General features: G+C 49.4%; 17 protein-coding genes. 11 read left to right on the forward strand and 6 right to left on the reverse strand.

Annotated features, from left to right (window positions below; all coding sequences use genetic code 11):
* Positions 1-18 precede the first annotated feature (18 nt).
* A complete protein-coding gene (locus JWZ98_RS11845) occupies positions 19-336 on the reverse strand; it encodes a VapC toxin family PIN domain ribonuclease (RefSeq protein ID WP_240347954.1) in 318 nt (105 codons plus the stop codon).
* Positions 337-397: 61 nt separating this feature from the next.
* The gene (locus JWZ98_RS11850; protein WP_205450220.1) at positions 398-607 is read right to left on the reverse strand and encodes a type II toxin-antitoxin system VapB family antitoxin; all 210 of its coding nucleotides are present in this window, start codon (positions 605-607) and stop codon (positions 398-400) included.
* Positions 608-1076: 469 nt separating this feature from the next.
* Here JWZ98_RS11850 and dbpA point away from each other — a divergent pair, with 469 nt between their 5' ends.
* From dbpA to JWZ98_RS11875, 5 genes are all read left to right on the forward strand, one after another.
* The gene (gene dbpA, locus JWZ98_RS11855) at positions 1077-2465 is read left to right on the forward strand and encodes an ATP-dependent RNA helicase DbpA (protein WP_101052362.1); all 1389 of its coding nucleotides are present in this window, start codon (positions 1077-1079) and stop codon (positions 2463-2465) included.
* A 214-nt stretch (positions 2466-2679) separates the two neighbouring features.
* A complete protein-coding gene (locus JWZ98_RS11860) occupies positions 2680-3816 on the forward strand; it encodes an acyltransferase (RefSeq protein ID WP_205450221.1) in 1137 nt (378 codons plus the stop codon).
* A 34-nt stretch (positions 3817-3850) separates the two neighbouring features.
* Positions 3851-4708, forward strand: coding sequence for a penicillin-insensitive murein endopeptidase (mepA, locus tag JWZ98_RS11865; protein ID WP_205450222.1), 858 nt, complete (start codon positions 3851-3853; stop codon positions 4706-4708).
* A 67-nt stretch (positions 4709-4775) separates the two neighbouring features.
* Positions 4776-5198: an HIT domain-containing protein gene (locus JWZ98_RS11870; RefSeq protein ID WP_205450223.1), complete on the forward strand. Its 423-nt coding sequence runs from the start codon at positions 4776-4778 to the stop codon at positions 5196-5198.
* A gap of 412 nt (positions 5199-5610) precedes the next feature.
* A complete protein-coding gene (locus JWZ98_RS11875; RefSeq protein ID WP_240347956.1) occupies positions 5611-5985 on the forward strand; it encodes a hypothetical protein in 375 nt (124 codons plus the stop codon).
* Between the two features lie 116 nt (positions 5986-6101).
* Here JWZ98_RS11875 and acnB read toward each other — a convergent pair whose 3' ends face one another.
* Genes acnB through JWZ98_RS11890 form a run of 3 tightly spaced genes read right to left on the reverse strand, consistent with a single transcriptional unit; the run spans position 6102 to position 10327 of the window.
* Entirely contained in the window at positions 6102-8660 is a 2559-nt protein-coding gene (gene acnB / locus JWZ98_RS11880; protein ID WP_205450225.1) for a bifunctional aconitate hydratase 2/2-methylisocitrate dehydratase, read from the reverse strand.
* Between the two features lie 19 nt (positions 8661-8679).
* Entirely contained in the window at positions 8680-9294 is a 615-nt protein-coding gene (locus JWZ98_RS11885; protein ID WP_205450226.1) for a Uma2 family endonuclease, read from the reverse strand.
* Positions 9295-9316: 22 nt separating this feature from the next.
* The gene (locus tag JWZ98_RS11890; protein ID WP_205450227.1) at positions 9317-10327 is read right to left on the reverse strand and encodes an isocitrate/isopropylmalate family dehydrogenase; all 1011 of its coding nucleotides are present in this window, start codon (positions 10325-10327) and stop codon (positions 9317-9319) included.
* Positions 10328-10650: 323 nt separating this feature from the next.
* Here JWZ98_RS11890 and JWZ98_RS11895 point away from each other — a divergent pair, with 323 nt between their 5' ends.
* From JWZ98_RS11895 to JWZ98_RS11905, 3 genes are all read left to right on the forward strand, one after another.
* Positions 10651-11565, forward strand: a complete 915-nt coding sequence (locus tag JWZ98_RS11895) for an ABC transporter ATP-binding protein (protein WP_205450228.1) — start codon at positions 10651-10653, stop codon at positions 11563-11565.
* Positions 11562-12857, forward strand: coding sequence for an ABC transporter permease (locus JWZ98_RS11900; protein ID WP_101052333.1), 1296 nt, complete (start codon positions 11562-11564; stop codon positions 12855-12857). The genes JWZ98_RS11895 and JWZ98_RS11900 overlap by 4 nt, the downstream gene beginning before the upstream one ends.
* A 141-nt stretch (positions 12858-12998) precedes the next feature.
* Entirely contained in the window at positions 12999-14858 is a 1860-nt protein-coding gene (locus JWZ98_RS11905; RefSeq protein WP_205450229.1) for a hybrid sensor histidine kinase/response regulator, read from the forward strand.
* 130 nt (positions 14859-14988) lie between these two features.
* Here JWZ98_RS11905 and JWZ98_RS11910 read toward each other — a convergent pair whose 3' ends face one another.
* Complete coding sequence (locus JWZ98_RS11910; RefSeq protein ID WP_033156222.1) at positions 14989-15663, reverse strand: response regulator transcription factor; 675 nt, start codon at positions 15661-15663, stop codon at positions 14989-14991.
* Positions 15664-15810: 147 nt separating this feature from the next.
* Here JWZ98_RS11910 and JWZ98_RS11915 point away from each other — a divergent pair, with 147 nt between their 5' ends.
* The 3 genes from JWZ98_RS11915 (at position 15811) to JWZ98_RS11925 (ending at position 19796) form a co-directional block, all read left to right on the forward strand.
* Positions 15811-17097: a hypothetical protein gene (locus tag JWZ98_RS11915; protein WP_033156221.1), complete on the forward strand. Its 1287-nt coding sequence runs from the start codon at positions 15811-15813 to the stop codon at positions 17095-17097.
* Positions 17098-17463: 366 nt separating this feature from the next.
* On the forward strand, positions 17464-18348 hold the full coding sequence (locus JWZ98_RS11920; RefSeq protein ID WP_033156220.1) for a hypothetical protein: 885 nt from the start codon (positions 17464-17466) through the stop codon (positions 18346-18348).
* Between the two features lie 2 nt (positions 18349-18350).
* Positions 18351-19796 carry an alkaline phosphatase D family protein gene (locus JWZ98_RS11925; protein ID WP_033156219.1) on the forward strand — a complete coding sequence of 482 codons (1446 nt, stop codon included), beginning with the start codon at positions 18351-18353 and terminating at the stop codon, positions 19794-19796.
* Positions 19797-19848 lie beyond the last annotated feature (52 nt).

Here is a 19848-nt window from a genome sequence, read left to right on the forward strand (position 1 = left end):
CCTTATTAATCTGAAATTTCAATTCGCGGTCTTCGATGTTGGATAAGCCACACCAAACCGCTCAGCCAGTTTCGCCAACCGTTTGCACAACGTCCACAGCTTTGCGCCGGGTGTGATCAAAACCGAGGCCAGAAACTGCAAATCGATTAGCCCGCAACCCAAGCCATATAGCGCTTCCCGTTCGATAAATTCTTCCACTTCCTGCAAACTGGCTTGATTGCAATACCTTAATTGGCGGAGGTTGTTCAGGGTTTGAGTTCTCGGAGCGGGCGGTGTACCGCAGGCCAATTCTGCAACGATCAGCGGGTGAATCAACGCCGAATCGAAAACGAGCAAACGAACCAAGTCTTCGTTACGATTTTTGAAATGGTCAACCCAAACCGAGGTATCGACAATATCATGCAGACGGTTCGGTTTGTCGGCGATCTCGGGGAATATCCGCCATCTCCGGTAGGGTTCCGCCTAAGGCGGCCAAGCGTTTAGCGGCCTGAATCCGAACGAAGGTTTTCATCGCTTCCCGGAAAATTTCGGTCTTATCCATACCTGGATCAGCCATTTCCAGGGCCTTTTGGTACAACGCATCGTCTATGGTTACAGTGGTTCTCATAGGGTTTTCCAGGCATCACTTGATGATGTACTGTATCAAAAAATGAGGCCAATGGATTGTGCTAGAACATGCACCAAACGCCAATCTAATAGTCAACAAAAACCGGTCATTTGTTTAGCCAGCGCCTCTCGAAATTCCCGCTCGAATGTGACCGGGTGGTGAACGGTTCTCATCTCCTAGTCAAACAACCTTCGCCTCCCCCGCCTTTGCCACATCAATTCAATCGTGTTTTTCATCGTCGTTTGGATCCAAGCTTTCACTGAGATTGTCTGCCTCCGGCTTAAAGCGAATGATCGATATTTTTAATGTTTGAAAGGCGGACGATTTTGTTTATCAGCCGATAAGTGAAAAATCGACCGCGAATGGCAAGCTAGCAGCCCGTTGATTCGGCAAGGACCCAATATGCAACTCTGGTATCATGGCCTCCCGCATGTCGGCAAGCGCGCCGCATTTATCAATTAGAGCCTTTGTGAATACACCCGAATTTTCGTCCCTGCCGTTAAAACCCGCCCTGCTGGAAAACATCGAATCGCTGGGTTACACCCACCTGACACCAATCCAGGCCGAAAGTCTGCCGCATATTCTGGAGGGCAAGGATGTGATCGCCCAAGCCAAGACCGGCAGCGGCAAGACGGCGGCGTTTGGCATTGGTTTGTTGTCGCGGCTGGATTTGAGCAGCTTTAAAGTGCAAGCCATGGTGATCTGCCCTACCCGCGAACTAGCCGATCAGGTTTGCAAAGAAATCCGCCAATTAGCCCGCTTCACGCAAAATATTAAAGTGCTGGCCTTGTGCGGCGGCACGCCGTTCGCGCCGCAGCGCAGTTCGCTGGAGCACGGCGTGCATGTAGTAGTGGGGACGCCGGGCCGCTTGCAGGAGCATCTGCAAAAAGCCAGCTTGCGCCTGGATCATTTAAAAGTATTGGTACTGGACGAGGCCGACCGCATGCTGGACATGGGCTTTGCGGACATCATCACCGACGTGATTGCCTACGCGCCGACACATCGGCAAACGCTGCTGTTCTCGGCAACTTACGCCGAGCCGATTCGCGCCTTGAGCCAGAAATTTCAATTCAAACCGGTCTCGGTCAGCGTCGAAACCAGCCATCTGGACAACCCTATCGAACAACGTTTTCATCAGGTAGACAAAGCCAAACGCCTGAATGCGCTAGGTTATTTACTGGCTTATCATCGCCCGGAATCGACGGTGGTGTTTTGCAATACCAAGCGCGAATGCCAGGACGTGGCAGATACATTGACCAATTGCGGCTTTTCCGTGCAGGCCTTGCATGGCGATTTGGAACAAAAAGACCGCGATCAAGTATTGGTGCGCTTTGCCAATAAAAGCTGTTCGATTCTGGTCGCCACCGATGTTGCCGCTCGGGGGCTGGACATCAAAGACATGCAAGCGGTGATCAATTACGAACTGCCTTGGGACCCGGAAGTGTATGTGCACAGAATTGGTCGTACCGGCCGTGCCGGTGCGAAAGGCCTGGCGCTGAGTTTGGTCAGCGAAGCGGAGTTGAACAGAGTCAAAGCCATCGAAGACTATATGGCAGGTTCCGTGAAATGGGACGAAATCGCCCCGTTTAAACTGAGCAGCGAACACCGCTTCGAGCCGCCGATGGTCACGCTATGGATAGACGGCGGCCGCAAAGACAAGATGCGGCCGGGCGATATTTTGGGCGCACTCACCGGCGCTAACGGCATAGCCGGCGGCGAAGTGGGCAAAATCGACATCTTCGATAAACACGCCTATGTTGCGGTGAAACGCAGCAGTGCGGATAAGGCTTTGACCTGCTTGCGGGCCGGCAAAATCAAGGGCCGCAATTTCAACGTGCGCAAATCGCAATGGAATTAGTTTAAAGCCTTGCGCAGCGGTTTTGCTTGGTTTTTCTGACGGCATTCCCGCATCCCTGCCGACACGGGGATGACGGCTGAAGACGGATGATCAGCAACTTAACAGCGTCTGCTTTCGCAACCCAGCAAATATAACAGCGCTCGATAGCCGAATCGCCAAAGCCTGCTATACCTATGCCAGCCGACACTGACTACTCCAAAATAAGATTCTGCCCGTGGCACCTAAAACACATATCAGTTACCTGGACACCATTCGCGGCCTGGCGGCCCTGGCCGTTATCAGCGAACATTTCGTCATCGCCTATGGCCTACCCTGCGAAACGCCACTTTGCCAGCAATGGTTGGATTTCTCGCCGCTACACATTTGGTGGGACGGCTCGGCGGCGGTATCGATGTTTTTCGTGCTCAGTGGCGTGGTACTGTCTTTGCGCTATTTTCGCGCCGGACACATACCCGATCTGAGCGAGTTTCATTTGGCGCGTTTCTTGATCAATCGGATGTTTCGGATCTGGTTGCCGTACTTGTTGGTTTTGCTGATTAGCGCCTGCCTGTTTCTGAACACCTTCGACAGCGCGATACTAAAGACCAGTCTGCCGGCAACTGACTGGATAACCGGCATGTGGCATAAATTTCCGTTAACACCCTCTGACATGCTACGTGAGAGCTTTTTGTTGAAATTGCCCGCCTTGATCGTACTACTGCCGCAAGCTTGGACTTTAAGTATCGAATTGGTCTTGTCTTTGCTGCTGCCGGTAGGCTTATTGCTGGCCGGACGCGGCAGTTCTTGGCTGGTATTTTTTGGCTTGCTGGCGACCAGCCTATTGGGTGTGTCGATTTTCTTGCTGCATTTTCTATTGGGCATGACCATTGCCAGACACTACACCGATCTGACCCGTTACCTGTCCGGCCGCCGCTGGCAACGGCGTTTGTTGCTGTTGACTGGCTTAGCGTTTTATACCTGCGGCACTTTTGTGCCGTCCGACATATTTGGCGATACCGCAGTCTGGCTGGGTTCCGGTTTGGGAGCCGGCTTGATTTTGATGTTCGTGCTAGGTTCTAAAGATGCACAGCAGGTGTTATCGCAACCGATGTTACGGCAAATCGGCAAAGTGTCTTACAGCGCCTATCTCAGCCACATGGCGATTCTGATTTGTCTGACGCCGCTGGTTTTAAAATTTTTGGAAGGGTTTACCGAAAATCGGCTGGCACTTTGGTTTGGCGGCTGGCTTATCACCATCGTCTGCGTGCAAGGGGTTTCTTTGTTGTTTTATCACTGGCTGGAAATCCCCAGCATGAGTTTGGGGCGGCGAGTGACCGATGCGATAGCAAGCATCGGCAAGCCGACGCTATAATCCCAATAATCACTCCATTTTTAGATACTTAATCATGCGATTTGCTGCCCTTTCGACAATATTATTAAGCGTTGCCGCGTTTAGCACCAGCTACGAGGTCAAGGCTGGTTCAACGGCTCAAGACTGGGCCAAAATCACCACACCGACCCAGGAACCCAGCGAAAGCATAGGCACCTATACCAGCGGTTGCCTCAGCGGCGCGGCCACCCTGCCCCAGGATGGTCAAGGCTATCAAGTGATGCGCTTATCGCGCCACCGCTATTACGGCCACCCTAATTTAATCGGTTTTATCCAGCATCTGGGCCAGTTCAGCGCCGAGCATAAATTGGGCTCGTTGTTGATCGGCGATTTGGGCCAACCGCGCGGCGGCCCTACCTTGAGCGGACATCGCAGCCATCAGTCAGGCTTGGATGTGGATATATGGTTTTTATTATCGGAACAAGCCAGTAACCGGCAGCTAACGGCCAATGAACGCGAAACCTGGAGCGCGCCGTCGGTCGTGAACATGCAAAACGATACTATCGATTACCGGCAATGGTCGCCGGACCTGGCAAAGGTACTGGAAGCCGCAGCGCGCCAACCGGAGGTCGACAGGATTTTTGTAAACCCCAGCATCAAACAAGACTTGTGCACCACCAAAAGTGCCGGAGCCGGCGAATGGTTGCGGAAGATTCGCCCATGGTGGAAACACGACGATCATTTTCATGTGCGCTTGAAATGCCCCCCGCATAGTCCGCATTGCGACTCGCAAGAGCCGTTACCTGCCGGCGACGGTTGCGACGCCAGCTTGGCGTGGTGGTTTTCCGCGGAAGCCAAAGCACCATCGAAAAGCGTGCCGTTGCCGCCACCGCCGTTACCTGCATTGTGCGAGCAGCTGTTGCATCGTCCCTGATGGTTTTGGCGTATCGGCCTTTACAGCATCAGTCAGCTAAATATTTTATTCTTCATTTGAGAGCACCATGCCCGATTTCGTACTTCATCAACAACTAGCGCAAGATTGTTTTAACGTAGGGAGCTTTGCGCTAACGGAATTGTTAATGATGAACGACAGCCAATACCCTTGGTTCATCCTGGTGCCCAGGCGCCACAATATCAGAGAAATTTATCAGCTTGGACAGGCGGATAGACAGGCTCTGCAAAGCGAGTCCTGCCTGCTTGCCGAGGCACTGGCGAGTATTTATCGCCCCGACAAACTCAATATTGCCGCAATCGGCAATCTCGTCCCGCAATTGCATCTGCACCATGTGGTGCGCTATCAAACCGATAAAGCCTGGCCGGCGCCGGTATGGGGAAAGTTCGCCAGCCTGCCGTATGCGGGTGATCAGGCCGAACAAAGGATCACCCAACTCCGTTCCGCTTTGCAGATGTATTTAATCAATTAAAAATTGAGCGAATCTTTAGCTAGGGATAGCAAGCGAGAATAGGCAATAACTGAAATAACCCAATTATTGTGTGATTGACGCTCGGTGTAAAAGCAAGTCACAATCAAAAAGGTCGCAACGTAAGGACAGGCGCTTGCAAATATCGTGACTCCAGTTTGAGCCCGCATCAGAAGCTCAGGAAATTTCGAGCCAGGTAAGCCGCTTATATCGATTGCTCAAATCCGTCGAGCTTATGGCAGACTGCGTAAAACTTAAAAAAGCCATTGTTACTACCATGCCTATTTTCATCGTCTGCTGTCTAATCTTAACTCCCCTAACCTTAACCCAAAATGCATTTTTACCCTTACTCAATATAGAGGCCGTATGGGGTGCGGGAGCGTGCCTTGCGGTGCTTTTTCTATTGAGTGGTTGTTTGAAATTGGTACCCAGCAAAATATGGCACGATGGTTTTGCCTCCGCAGGCTTATGGACTTGGTACGGTTACTGGAGCCCGCAATTCAGCGACGGCTCGCCGCAATTCAGCGTGTTTCCGGTGTATTTTGCTTTGCTTAGCAGTTGGATGCTGCTGGGTTTAATCAACAAAAGTCCGCAGTTTGATTGGGAATCCCAAGAATCATTGCGCTATATGCAAAAATATTTGGCCCGCTTCGATCCCTGCGCCGTTGCGGTATTGGTGCTCATTTGTCTGGCACTACCTGAGCACTATCTATCCTACCCGCTTGCAATGACTTTTTTCATCGTCCGCAGTGCTTTTCAGCGCTGTCTGGAGATTATTGATAGCCTGTAATTTTTTTTCATTGCTTACCACTTCCGCGCCATATCTTCCCACCTGATGCGGCGCGGTAGCCCAGCTAAAACCGGGTTACCACGCCTGCTACGGCGCGATGCCTAAAATCCGCCGGGCTAAGCGACTTCCTTGGCCTTATCCTGATAACTATCAATTTGATCGAAGTTAAGATAACGATAGGTATCCGCGCTGGTTTGTTCGATGCTGGCGGCATATTGCATATACTCGGCAACCGTCGGAATCTTGCCCAATAGCGAGCACACCGCTGCCAATTCCGCTGAGGACAGATAGACGTTCGCACCATTGCCCAAACGGTTGGGGAAGTTACGAGTCGACGTTGACACCACCGTCGCGCCTTCCGCCACTCGCGCCTGATTGCCCATACACAAGGAGCAGCCCGGCATTTCGGTGCGCGCGCCGACCTTGCCGAAGGTGCCGTAATAGCCTTCTTCCACCAACTGGTTTTGGTCCATTTTGGTCGGTGGCGCCACCCACAAGCGCGTCGGCAAGGCACCGGCTTTGTCCAGTAATTTGCCGGCAGCGCGGAAGTGGCCGATGTTGGTCATGCAGGAACCGATGAACACCTCGTCGATCTTGGTGCCCGCCACTTCCGACAAAGGCTTGATGTCATCCGGGTCGTTTGGGCAAGCTAACAATGGCTCGGTGATTTCATTTAGGTCAATTTCAATGATTTCCGCATATTCCGCGTCTTTATCCGCTTCCATCAATACCGGATTGGCTAACCAATCGTGCATCGCTTTGATGCGGCGCTGAATGGTTCTGGCATCGCCGTAACCTTCGGCGATCATCCATTTCAGCAAGGTGATGTTGGAGTTCAAATACTCGCGAATCGGCGCTTCGTTGAGTTTGATCGTGCAACCACCGGCGGAGCGTTCGGCGGAGGCATCGGACAACTCGAACGCTTGCTCGACTTTTAAATCCGGTAAGCCTTCGATTTCCAAAATCCGGCCGGAAAACACGTTCTTCTTGCCTTGCTTGGCGACGGTCAATGAGCCGCTTTTCAATGCCGCATAAGGAATAGCATTCACCAAATCGCGCAAGGTGATGCCGGGTTGCATTTGGCCTTTGAAACGCACTAAAACCGACTCAGGCATGTCCAGCGGCATCACGCCGGTGGCGGCGGCAAAGGCCACCAGCCCGGAACCGGCCGGAAAGGAAATACCAATCGGGAAACGGGTATGCGAGTCGCCGCCGGTGCCGACAGTATCCGGCAGGAGCATGCGATTCAGCCAGGAGTGAATCACGCCGTCACCGGGACGCAGAGATACGCCGCCACGGGTCATGATAAAGTCCGGCAAGGTGTGCTGCATTTGCACATCGACTGGCTTGGGATAGGCCGCAGTATGACAAAACGATTGCATCACCAGATCCGCAGAGAAGCCTAAGCAAGCCAGGTCTTTCAGCTCGTCGCGGGTCATCGGCCCGGTGGTGTCTTGCGAACCTACGGTGGTCATTTTCGGTTCGCAATAGCTGCCAGGCCGCACGCCGGCCACGCCGCAAGCCTTGCCGACGATTTTTTGCGCCAGGGTAAAACCTTTGCCGGTATCGGCGGCTTCGCCCAAGCGGCGAAATACCGTAGAAGCTGGCAAGCCCAAGAATTGGCGGGCACGGTCGGTCAAGCCGCGACCAATGATCAACGGAATCCGGCCACCGGCGCGGACTTCGTCGAAGATCACTTCGGTTTTCAAAGCAAACTCGCAGACGACTTCGTCCGTATCATGCCGTTTGACGATACCTTGATAAGGATAAATATCGATCACGTCGCCCATCGCCATGCCAGTGACGTCGCATTCGATCGGCAGTGCGCCGGAATCTTCCATGGTATTGAAGAAAATCGGCGCGATCTTACCGCCGATACAAACACCGCCGCCGCGCTTGTTGGGGATATACGGAATATCGTCGCCCATGAACCACAACACCGAGTTGGTAGCGGATTTGCGCGACGAGCCGGTGCCGACCACGTCGCCGACATAGGCCACCGGGAAGCCCTTGGCTTTCAGTTCGGTGATTTGTTGCTCTGCATTGGTGATGCCGTCGCGCGGCATCTTCAGCATCGCCTTGGCGTGCAATGGAATATCCGGTCTGGACCAGGCATCCGGTGCCGGTGACAAATCGTCGGTATTGGTTTCACCGGTGACTTTGAACACTGTCACGGTGAGTTTTTCCGGCACTTCCGGCTTGGCGGTAAACCATTCGGCATCAGCCCAGGATTGCAGTACCTGTTTGGCGTAAGCGTTGCCGGCTTCGGCTTTTTCCTGCACATCGTGGAAGGCGTCGAAGATCAGCAAGATTTGCGACAGCGCTTTCGCGGCAATCGGCGCCAACGTGGCGTTGTCCAGCAATTCGATCAACGGTGCGACGTTGTAACCACCCAGCATCGTGCCGAGCAATTCGGTGGCTTTTTCAGCTGTTAATAGTGGCGATGTCGCCTCACCTTTAGCAATGGCGGTCAAAAAACCGGCTTTGACATACGCCGCTTCGTCGACGCCGGCTGGTATGCGGTTTTCCAACAAATCCAGCAGAAACGCTTCTTCGCCGGCAGGCAGCTGTTTCAATAATTCAACCAGCGCGGCGACTTGTTCGGCGTCCAGTGGTTTGGGAACGATGCCTTCGGCAGCGCGTTCGGCGACATGTTTTCGGTATTGTTCTAGCATGATGATTTCCGGTAAATAATTATTGGGCTTGGGACGCTTGGTCTGCTGCAGCCTGTTCAGCGATAAAAGTGCGCATGTCGTCGTTATCTACCCGCTCGTAAATCTCGGCAACGTCCAGCGTTAAATCCACCGACTCGAAGCGCGCTTGATCGCCGAGAAAGTAATGATTGGAGACCCAGCCTTCACTACGCCGGCAGACTTCGACATCGACGATGTCCTGCTCGATCAGCACATATTCCAGCAAGCTGGGAATGGTTTGGTACAAGCGGCGTTTGATGGTTTCGTCGCGGCGGCGGGTGGATTTTGACAGCACTTCGACGATCAAGACTGGCGCTTCGGCATAATAGTCGTGGGTCGAGGTATCCTCGCAAACCACCATCGCATCGGGGTAGAACAAATACTGGCCGATCTTGACTTTGACATCGGAACTGAAAGGTTCACAAGGCTTGCCTTGTAAATGATTACCCAACAGGCGAGCCAAACTCATTTTGATGCGCTCGTGATTCTTACTGGCCCCGGACATTGCCACCAAGTCGCCGTCGTCATACTCATGCTTTATATCGCTGAGCAATTCCGCGGCCAGATAATCCTCGATGGACATCCAGGACTTGTCGAATTTAGGTTGCGCACTCATAACCGCCTCCGCCGCTGGTTAATTACTCCATCGCATCGACGATGGCTTGCCCCATTTCCTTGGTGCCGTATTGGCTGTTCGGGTTCAAATCCGGAGTGACATAGACACCGCCGTTCACGACTTTTTCAATCGCGTTTTGCATTCGGGTTGCCGCGTCGTGTTCGCCCAAATGATTCAGCATCATCACGCCACCCATCATCACCGCTGTAGGGTTGGCAATATTTTTGCCGACTATGTCCGGCGCACTGCCATGTACCGCTTCGAACAGCGCGGCGTCCGCACCTATGTTCGCACCAGGGATCAAGCCCAAGCCGCCTACCAAACCCGCAGTCAAATCCGACAAAATGTCACCAAACATATTGGTGGTAACAACCACGTCAAACTGTTCCGGCTTCATCACCATATGCATGCAAGCGGCATCGACGATTTTTTCGTCGAATTCGATGCCCGGATATTTGGCCGCCACTTCCCGTGCCGCTCTGAGGAACAAGCCCTGGGTGTATTTCAAAATATTGGCTTTGTGGCAGACCGTCACTTTCTTACGATTGTTATCGATAGCATACTTAAAGGCGTATTCCACGATACGTTCGGAACCGGCCTTGGTGACCACGGCCAAGCTTTCGGCAATGTCTTTAGCCGGGGTTAGATAATGTTCCAAACCGACATAGAGGCCTTCGGTGTTCTCACGCACGATGACAATATCGACGTCGTCGTAACGGGTTTTTACGCCTTTCCAGCTTTTCGCCGGCCGTACGTTGGCGTAGAGATCGTATTGTTTACGCAGTTCCACGTTGATGCTTCTAAACCCCTCGCCCACCATCGTGGTCAATGGTCCTTTAAACGCCACCCGAGTCTGGGCGATAGATTCCATCGTCGCATCCGGCAGCGGCGTGCCGGTTCTTTCATAAGCCGACATGCCGGCGTCCGCCTCATGCCAATGAATTTTCGCACCCGAAGCGTTGATCACCGCCACGGCGGCGTCCATGATCGAAGGGCCAATACCATCACCTTTAATCAACGTGACGTTATGCATTCATTTCTCCTACTTGATGTTTAAAAATAACCAGTCTTTGCGTGCACTCATCTGTATCGCGATTGAGTCGTTACTCATTCGCGTGATAAAGCACCGTTATTGCGAGTAATAATACACAGTTTCGCGCCCCGCCGCATGGTCAAGCGGGATTGGTGTAGGCCTTAATTTCGGGCGTACTCGGAGTTTATCAGCCAAACTCACCCCAGAAATGCAGCAAAATTCATACCCAAGCAGCCTAAGCCGATAATCGGCGTCCGGCAAACGAAAAAGCGGTATCATCGAACCCGCATCATTTTTTACCCAAGCCTTCATCAAAACTAAACATGGTCTCCGTCGATAAGCTGATTTTCGAATACCCTGGCCTGCGCGCATTGGACAATGTGTCGTTCGACATCGCTGCCGGCAGCATCACCGCGCTGGTCGGCCCCAACGGCGCCGGCAAAACCACGCTGCTGCGCTGCATGGCGGCGCTGGATCAACCGGTCAGCGGTGCGATCAATATCGCCGGCATCGACGTATTGGAACAACCGCGCGAGTGCCATCGCATCATCGGCTACTTATCGGATTTTTTTGGGCTTTATCAACGCTTGACGGTGCGGCAATGCCTGCATTACGTGGCCCGCGCCCAAGGCATTTTTGCAGCTGATTGCCCGGCCGCTATCGAAGCTGTCAGCAGGCGTTTGCATATTCAAGATAGATTGGAAAACAGCCCGGCCGAGCTATCGCGCGGCTTACGTCAACGGGTAGCCATCGCCCAAGCCATCATCCACAAACCGCCGGTGGTGTTGCTGGACGAACCGGCATCCGGCTTGGACCCGGAAGCCCGCCATGAACTGGCCGAGCTATTTTTAGACCTGCAAGCCCAAGGCATGACGCTGCTGGTGTCCTCGCATATCCTCGCCGAGCTGGAGGCCTATTGCACCGATATGCTGGTGCTGCGTCACGGCAAAATCGTCGAACAGGTTGCGGTGAAAGCGCCGTCCTTGCTAAAACCCTTCAAGTTGCTGCTGGCACATCCAGTAGAAAACCTGTTGCAACGCCTGCAATCGCTACCTGATGTTAAGGTATTGAATAGCGACGATAAACAACAAGCCTTACTGCAGCTGAACGGCGACGCGGCTCAACAACACCAAGTGTTGAAAGCCCTCATCGCACTGGATTTACCGGTCTGCGAATTCGCCCCGGTCGCCAGCAATCTGCAAGACGCTTACCTACAAACCATCCGCCACAGCTCATGAATCTAAATCCCGAATTTGAACGCCAACTGATTTTGGAATGCTCGCCGGCCCGGCTGATAGGCGCGCCTGTGGTGTTGGGCGCGGTGTTTACCTTAACCTATTTCCTAGATGACTACCGGCTGGGCAGCATCACCGCGCAAGCCGCTTTGACGCTATTCATGCTGATCACGCTGCTATGGGGCACCCGGCAAAGCCTGGACAGCATTGTTGAAGAATACCGCGATCGCACCTGGGATACGCAACGCCTGTCGGCTCTCGGGCCGTGGCAAATGACCTGGGGCAAACTGCTGGGCAGTACCAGCATGGCCTGGTACTGCGCCGGCATTTGTTTACTGGTCCATGCGCTGGCTACCGACAATCCGGCCGCCCTACCCTTATTGTTTTTTTACGCCATTGGCACTGCATTACTGGTACAAAGCGCCGGGCTTTTGTTGGGTTTGCTGGCAGTGCAACGCGGCCAGCTAAAAACCGGTTCGATACTCATTTTGGTATTGGTGGGTTTCCTCGTTTTCATGCCGTCTTTGACTGATTTAACCGAAACGGCCAATTATTTGCCCGGTCATTTTCAAAGCAACACCTGGTATAACCTGACTGTTAACCCACAGACTTTGCACCAAATAAGCCTGCTTTGCGCCTTATTCTGGTGCGTCATGGGCAATTATCGCTTGCTGGCGCAAGACTTGAGTTTGCGCAATTTGCCCTCGGCCTGGCTGGGTTTTACGCTGTTTTTGATTATCTATTTGGGCGGCTTTATTCCCAATACCCACTATTCCTTTTCGCTGGCTGCTTTAGCCGTTTGCAGCGCTTTAACTTACATTGGCGTCATCGTCGAACGGCACGAGCCAATGCGCATCAAACGCTTACTGGATTATTGGCGACAAGCGAATTGGCGCCGAGTGGGTGAGGAACTACCCTTGAGCGCATTGAGTTTTGCGCTAAGCCTGCCGTTTGCGATATTTCTGAGCTTCCAAGAGCAACGCTTTGCCTGGCTGGACATCTCCCTGCATGCCTACCCACTGGCTGTCGCACTATTAGTATTACGCGATTGCGCCGTTTACCTGTTTTTTTGCTACGGCAAAAATCCGCAACGCGCTTTTAGCCTGAGTTTACTGTCCGCAGCGCTGCTGTACGGCATTCTCCCCGGCCTGTTCGGCGCAGTCGGCATGACCAGCGTTTCAGCGTTATTCTTTCCACTATGGGCGGATTCCGCATTCTCGGCGTTAGCTTTTGCCGCGCTGCAATGTGCGCTGATTTTACGCCTACTTTATCAACGCTGGCGGCAAAGTGTTTAAGGCCAATAGAATTTGTTGGTGCGTTAGCTAACTTTTCTTGCTTAGGCCTACCGGAATAGAGAAAATAAAGCCCAGCTACAAAAACAACAATAACTTGGCTATCGGAAAAACTGATGCGCTCTTTGCGCCGCATCGAGTACGATGGTTGCGACCAAGACCGGCGGCATGCGCGTACCAAATCCATTCATCGAACATCTTGCCGGCAAGGCTTTTTTTCGCGCCCCCACCCACCGTCCGCTCGGACTTTTTCTCGATACCAAACTATCGCTCAGCCTCACCAAACTGTTTGCCATCCCGCAGTTCGATGAAGATAGCGAACGGCAGTTTTGGGAAGAACGTTACCTAGTATTACTAAGCCCCCTCAAATGGGCGTTAGGCTTGGGAGCCGTCGCATTCCTGGTCTATATCCTGCTGGATCTGCATACAGGTAATACCTCAACCGCAGAAGCCATCTTAAGACTTCCCATAGTCCTGGTACTTTTGGGCTTATTCAGATACCTAAATGTCTGCGTAGAAGCAGCGGCAAAAATCAACACCATCGCCAAACTCAGCGCCGGACTGTCCGCAGCCAATTTAATCGCCATCTTGCTGTACGACGGTAATCCCCGCTACTACGCTGAAACCTGGCCGGCCCTATTGCCCATGTATTTTTTCAGTTACGGGCAAATGTTCATGTCGTTGCGGGCGACAATGAGTTTTGGCTGGAGTACTGCGCTGACCATGCCGCTGGCCGGCTATTGGCTTGGGCTGACTATGATTGACTTGATCCCGTCTATTCTGAACCTTTGCATCGTCAATATCTTCGGCGTCTGCACTCGTTGTCAATTGGAAGCTTACGCCCGCAAATCCTTCCGCGAAAAACGCAAAGCCCAGGTCAATGCGGAAGACAAAACCCGCTTTTTACAGCAAATGGGCCACAATCTGCGCCAACCACTTCAAGCGTTGGCCTGCTACGCCGCCGTATTGGACGCCGCGCAAACAAAGCCGGCCGGTAATAACGCGGCATTTATGCTCAACCGCATGGGCCTGGTGATAGACGAATTGAACGCCGCCTTTAACCATGTATTGGACATCGCCAACCTGGAAACCGGCCGGCAAATTCCGCAACCGGCCAATATCGATCTCAATACGCTGCTGACCAGCCTGGAAAATCAATATGCCCCGCAAGCCGCCAAGCGCGGCATCCGGCTTAAAGTAGTTTTACGCCGCCAGGAGCCTTACAACCTATGCAGCGACAGCAACATCCTGCGGCAAATTCTCGGCAATTTGCTGGATAACGCCATCAAATATACCGAGAGTGGCTGGATATTGGTCTCTGCTGTAAAAACCGGTAAGCACCGTCTGACGCTACATATCTGTGACAGCGGCCCCGGGATCGCCGAGGAAATGCGCGAAGAGGTATTCAAGGAATTTGTTCGTAACCAGCGTCGCCAGAACGACAACATAGTACCGGGCTTGGGCATAGGCTTGGCTTACGTGGCCGCAGCCGTTAAATGTTTACCCGAACACAGTCTGAGCTTGGTATGCGGTTCGCGTTTTGGCTGCGACTTTAAAATCCAACTACCGGTTGCCGAGCCGATGCTGGCTATATACATCGGATTAGATCAAAACGGCGACTTCTCCGGCTACTTTGTGATGGTGGTGGACGACGACGCCGAGGTATTGCAAGCCATCGCCAAGCAACTCAGAGCTTGGGGCTGCCTGGTACAGGAAGCAGCATCGCTCACGGAAACCACAGCACTACTAGCCGAAAACGATAGAGATCCGGATTTATTGATCACCGACTTTTACCTGGGCAACCGCGAAACCGCCCACGACATTATCGCCGCAGTCCACAGCGCTTGTGGGCCGGTACCGACCATGATCCTCTCCGCCCGCGCCATCTCGGACCACGAAAAAGCCCTGTTGCCGGCACACACCGCCGTTCTGCGCAAACCTGCCGGCGCCAAAGCCCTGAGGGAAACCATGGTTAAAACGTTGCAGATAACCAAATCCGTGTGAAGGATAGTCAACAAAGAAAATCCGTTTATTAACCATTGGCGTTAAGTTAAGCTTTGGCGCTATTAATTCCCCTCTTAGAAAAAGAGGGGCTAGGGGAGATTCTATATAAATCCCCTCAACTTCAAAGCCGTCAATTCCCCACCCCCGGCTTCCCAAACACAATCCCCCGCTCAAAAATCTTCACCAACAACTCGGTACGTTTAGCGACACCGAATTTTTGGTAAATCGGCCGCAGATGATTGCGCACCGTTTGTTCTTCTATACCCAACTGCCGAGCAATCTGCTTATTGCCTATCCCCTGTGCTAACCAAGTCAGCACTTCGAACTCGCGCGCTGTCAGGCCTAAACTGGCCGAATCGGATACCTTAGGTATTTCTGTAACATGGCCGGCATATGAATCGACAGTTCGTTGCGGGCCCACCGCGGATGCCGGCAAATAAACCTTCCCGGCCAACACGTCCCGCAACGCATCGACAAACGCCTGCCGAGATACAGTTTTGACGATAAATCCCATAGCTCCCGCCCTTAGCGCCTTAAATACCAACTCCCTATCGTCCAGCCCGGAAAACATCACCACGCACAAATCCGGAAATGCCGCCTTCAATTCCACCAGCCCCGCCAACCCATCCTTGCCGGGCAACTGCACATCCAACATAACCAGATTCAACGGCGTTTGCTGAGCCAAGGTCAACCCCTCGTCGAAGCTCTCCGCTTCAAACACCTGTAATTCCGGAATGATTTGTTTCAACAAACAAGCCACACCCTCGCGGGCGCAGAAATGGTCGTCGATCAGGAGAATATTCATGGATAGAGCCGTCCAAATGTAATTTCATCCGATTGTAAATGTTGGTTAGCTTTAATGTCGCGCAGTACATTTGTACTAGTACAAATACACCGTAGACAATATCTAAAAAAAAACAGATTATTACTGAAAATATCCCAGGCCAATAAAATGAAAATAAAAATATTCCTATTTAGCCTTATATTCATAACAAATGGGTGCGCTTTTATTGATAAACACATATTTGATCCAGCAGCATCTCATGCGAGAGTAGCACCGCTATTTCGCAGTCCGGAATGTAAAAACTATAGTGCGCCAGATGGCAAACATTGGTTAAGCACTTTAAGCGAAGACACGTCAACAAAAAATTTTGGTAGCTTTATTGTTAAAGATGAATGTGAATATCAGACAATTTCTATAAACGACTCAAACAATAAAAATACAAATGCAGATAGATTATATTTTGAGCAATGCGAAAATAAAAATCCTAATGAAAACGCATTGAAATACAAAGAAAATATTATAGAAGATAAAAAAATAATTGAAACATTAAAGAAAGATTTAGAGAAATCAAACAAAATTGCACAAGAGCATGAGAAGGAAGCTTTAAGTGTTGAAAAACAGGCTAAAAAACAGATAAGTCTAGTGCCTATAGCTAACGAAAGTAGGATTTTAGCCAATGAATGGAAAGAAACAGCCGAAAACAAAAAATCCGAACTCGATTTGGCTATTGAAAAGTTAAAAATTAGCGAAGCACAACTCGCAAGCATTAATGCCTATTCATTGGGATGTCTTACTTATTTAATAAGTAGATCAGATGAAATTTGTGAAATACACAAATCACATATATACGGTAATAGAACCGCAATGAATACCATATTTCAAGTCATGGCAACTGGCGCAGGTATTGCTGGTAGTATGTCTGGCGTCGGCGCGGCACAAGCTCTTGCGGGTTCTGCTAGTTTCCTGACCGGCAGTCAGGCCATAATGAATGAAGAGGTTTTTCAAAATGTTGTTACACCAGCAATACTAATGGAAATCAATACTAACCGACAAAATTTTTTGAACGATAAACTAACAAGTTATAAAAACGCATCCCAAGCAATAGGACTCGGAGAAATACGTTTCGACGCAATGAATTATCACAATAAGTGCTCATTTTACGATGGACTCAGTTCACTTTTGGATAAAGCTGGAAAAAATCAGATAAAGCTAGAGACCTCCAATAAAGCAATAGAAAACCTGTTAAACCAGAAGAAGGCATTGGAAAATAAAATTAGCACACTACGCGAAACCTTAGATAACGAAAGAAAGGCATCAAATCGCGATGAGTCAAAAATTAAAGATATTGAAAAAGAACTGAAATATTTAGAAGCAAAACTAAATTCCACAGACGCGGCCATACTACAAATCAGTGTCGCAACTATTCCAGAAGAAAATTCAAAAGATAAGAAATAGCAACATATAAATATTAACTCGTAAGTTAATGATCGCCATGGACTATAATTCAAATTATTTATTCAATCTTATACCAAATAAACATTTCTACGATAATAATCTTAACCCTTAACCTAACTAAATAGGTTTAACGCCACATAAATTCAAATCACTAAATTAACACATATATAGTATAACGATGATGAAAACCCTATAAAACTTAACGGGAATACTTACCCAATAAATTCCGACTCAATAAAAAAATGACACGGGAGTGCTAACATGCTGTCTTTGGCAAGCATCAAAAACCAAATTACAATGAGTTTGAATAATGACGAGCACAATCTTAAATATACAATTAATTGAATTTATTCAATAGAGGTTGTCATGGCAATAAACTTCAACGAAATATACAGTGTAATTGAACTGACAGTGACATTTATTCCATTTCATCAAGGCATCATCGAGTTGTGGAAGCTATTTGGATCCAGAACCAGAAGATATTGGGAAGCATTAAACTATATAGTGTATGGCACAGAAAACGGATTAGACGATAAAGAAGAACTGAAACGCTCTGCATCAGATATTCTTAAAGGATTTGTGGTTGGAATACCGACAACTTTCCCTAAAAGAATTCGTGATCATTATAAGAAATCTGGCAAGCAAGTGCGGCTAATTCAGAGCTTTTTATTACGCTCAGTTGGAGACAGCCCAATTACAGAGGTGTCAGATGCCGATATTCGCAATGTTTCGGATATATCCAAATTAATGGCACCCTTGGGAGTCCAACAGACAGCTACGGCATTAGATGAACTGATTCGTTTGAATATACGCAATCCTAATGATGCACAAAATATATTAGATGCAGTTCTAACCAACTTAGACGACCATAAGGATCAAATCTTAAAAAATACCTTACGGAACTGGATTAATATCTTAAATACTGAAGGACAAGATGTAAGCCCTGCTCTATTTTATGTATGGAGGGTTCAGTTTATCGAATCTTTCCTACCTGGAGTAATCCGAGCCGAACGTGAACTCGCAAATGCGCTGAAGTCGGCTGAATTCCGCTATCACAGGCAACTTCGTTCCTTTTCGGCATTTCTTGCAATTACCGAGGCTTTTGCAATTAATTTTATTTTTATTAAATCAGATTCTCACATCCAAATTATTGGTTTTCTATTCGGATTTGGAGCTCTCACACTTGGGTCTGAAGCAGGTAAAAGTCTACTTCAAACTATAGTAGGAATTGGCGCCAGATTTAGGAGATAAATATGGCAGATCTGAAGTTGTATCCCGGAGCAATTAACGCTGAAGGCAATACATATTCGCTACGATTAAGAGTTGATGGCTGGCCTTCCCACTTACCATGCAAAGCAAGTAATCACCTAGAAATCACTCCAAATAGCAATAATGAAAATATAATTGGTCTTGACCCAATACCTGGTGCATTGGGATTAGATAGCCACATCGCTCTCATCACCGGTCTTAAGCCAAATGAGAAATATGTGATAAAGCCAAAATTTCAAGCTACCAATGATGATGAAACTATACTAATAAGAACCCCGCCAGTCTCTTTAGAGCATCCGGAAGACGAGTTAGTTATCGCTCTATCATCATGCTACTTTCCTTCTGACCAATTTGTTGAATATCCAATCAGGATGGAAAATTTCATAAAAAATAATATCCCTCATCTGAAAATATTTTCTGGTGACCAGATATATGCGGATGTTCCAGCAGCATTCAATTCTATTTCACCAAAAATGTTATACCAAGACCGCTACCAGAAGGCTTTTCAAGCGGACAGACTTGGAGGCCTTCTAAAAAAGGGAGCGAATGTGTTTACATGCGATGATCATGAATATTGGAACGGATATCCCGAATCAATGCCTTATTTAACAAGGAGTTGGAGTGAGAATAAATCAAATTGGGCAAAATGTGGACAAGAAGCGTTTTGGAGAAATCAAGGTGTAATGAATATGATAGGAGATTCTCCGCTTGAATTTGAGCGTTGCTGGGCTTCCTACAAATTAGCAGGTATAGACTTATTTATTTCAGATACCCGCACTGACCGTACGAATAGAGATGCCAACAAACCTCACACATTATCTGCGCCGCAAAAGTCCGCATTAATATCGTGGATTAACACAGTTGAACGAATTGGCTTGTTGGTCATTGGTCAACCATTGATGCAGGGACCAATTAAGCTCGTTAACACACTATTTGATAACGCACTAGAAGACTATAAGCGAGAATATCAAGAGCTACTTAGCAATCTCGTAAATAATATTAACGAGCGGGGCGTAAGCTTTATTATTCTCACAGGGGACATTCACTGGGGACGCTTAGTTTACTGGGTCCCGCCGAAAAATAGTCAAGCCAAGCTGATTGAATTTGTAGCATCCCCGCTAGCAAGAGTAGGTGGAATTAACAGCTTACTAAGCACCGAATATAATGTTGGGGTACCAGAAGATGTCTCATTGAGCTCAAGTGAATTCTATAAATTCACACAAAAACTACCTGGTTTCATGGGCGTAAAAGCATTTTCCACAAACGCCAATAATTTTGGAATATTAAAATTAAAAAAGCCTTATACAGATTTTATAACAGCTGGATTTGAGTTATTGAACCTTGCCTTTCCCGAGCCGGAAACCGCAATTGACAATTGGTGTATATCAAAAAACCAAAATAGATGCAAAATTGAAGATCTACCGGTTTAAAAATCACATAGAAAGAGTTTTATTTTACCAGTTTTTACCAGGATAGCCTCAG

It is taken from the genome of Methylomonas sp. EFPC1 (assembly GCF_016925515.1).
Classification (GTDB): domain Bacteria; phylum Pseudomonadota; class Gammaproteobacteria; order Methylococcales; family Methylomonadaceae; genus Methylomonas; species Methylomonas defluvii.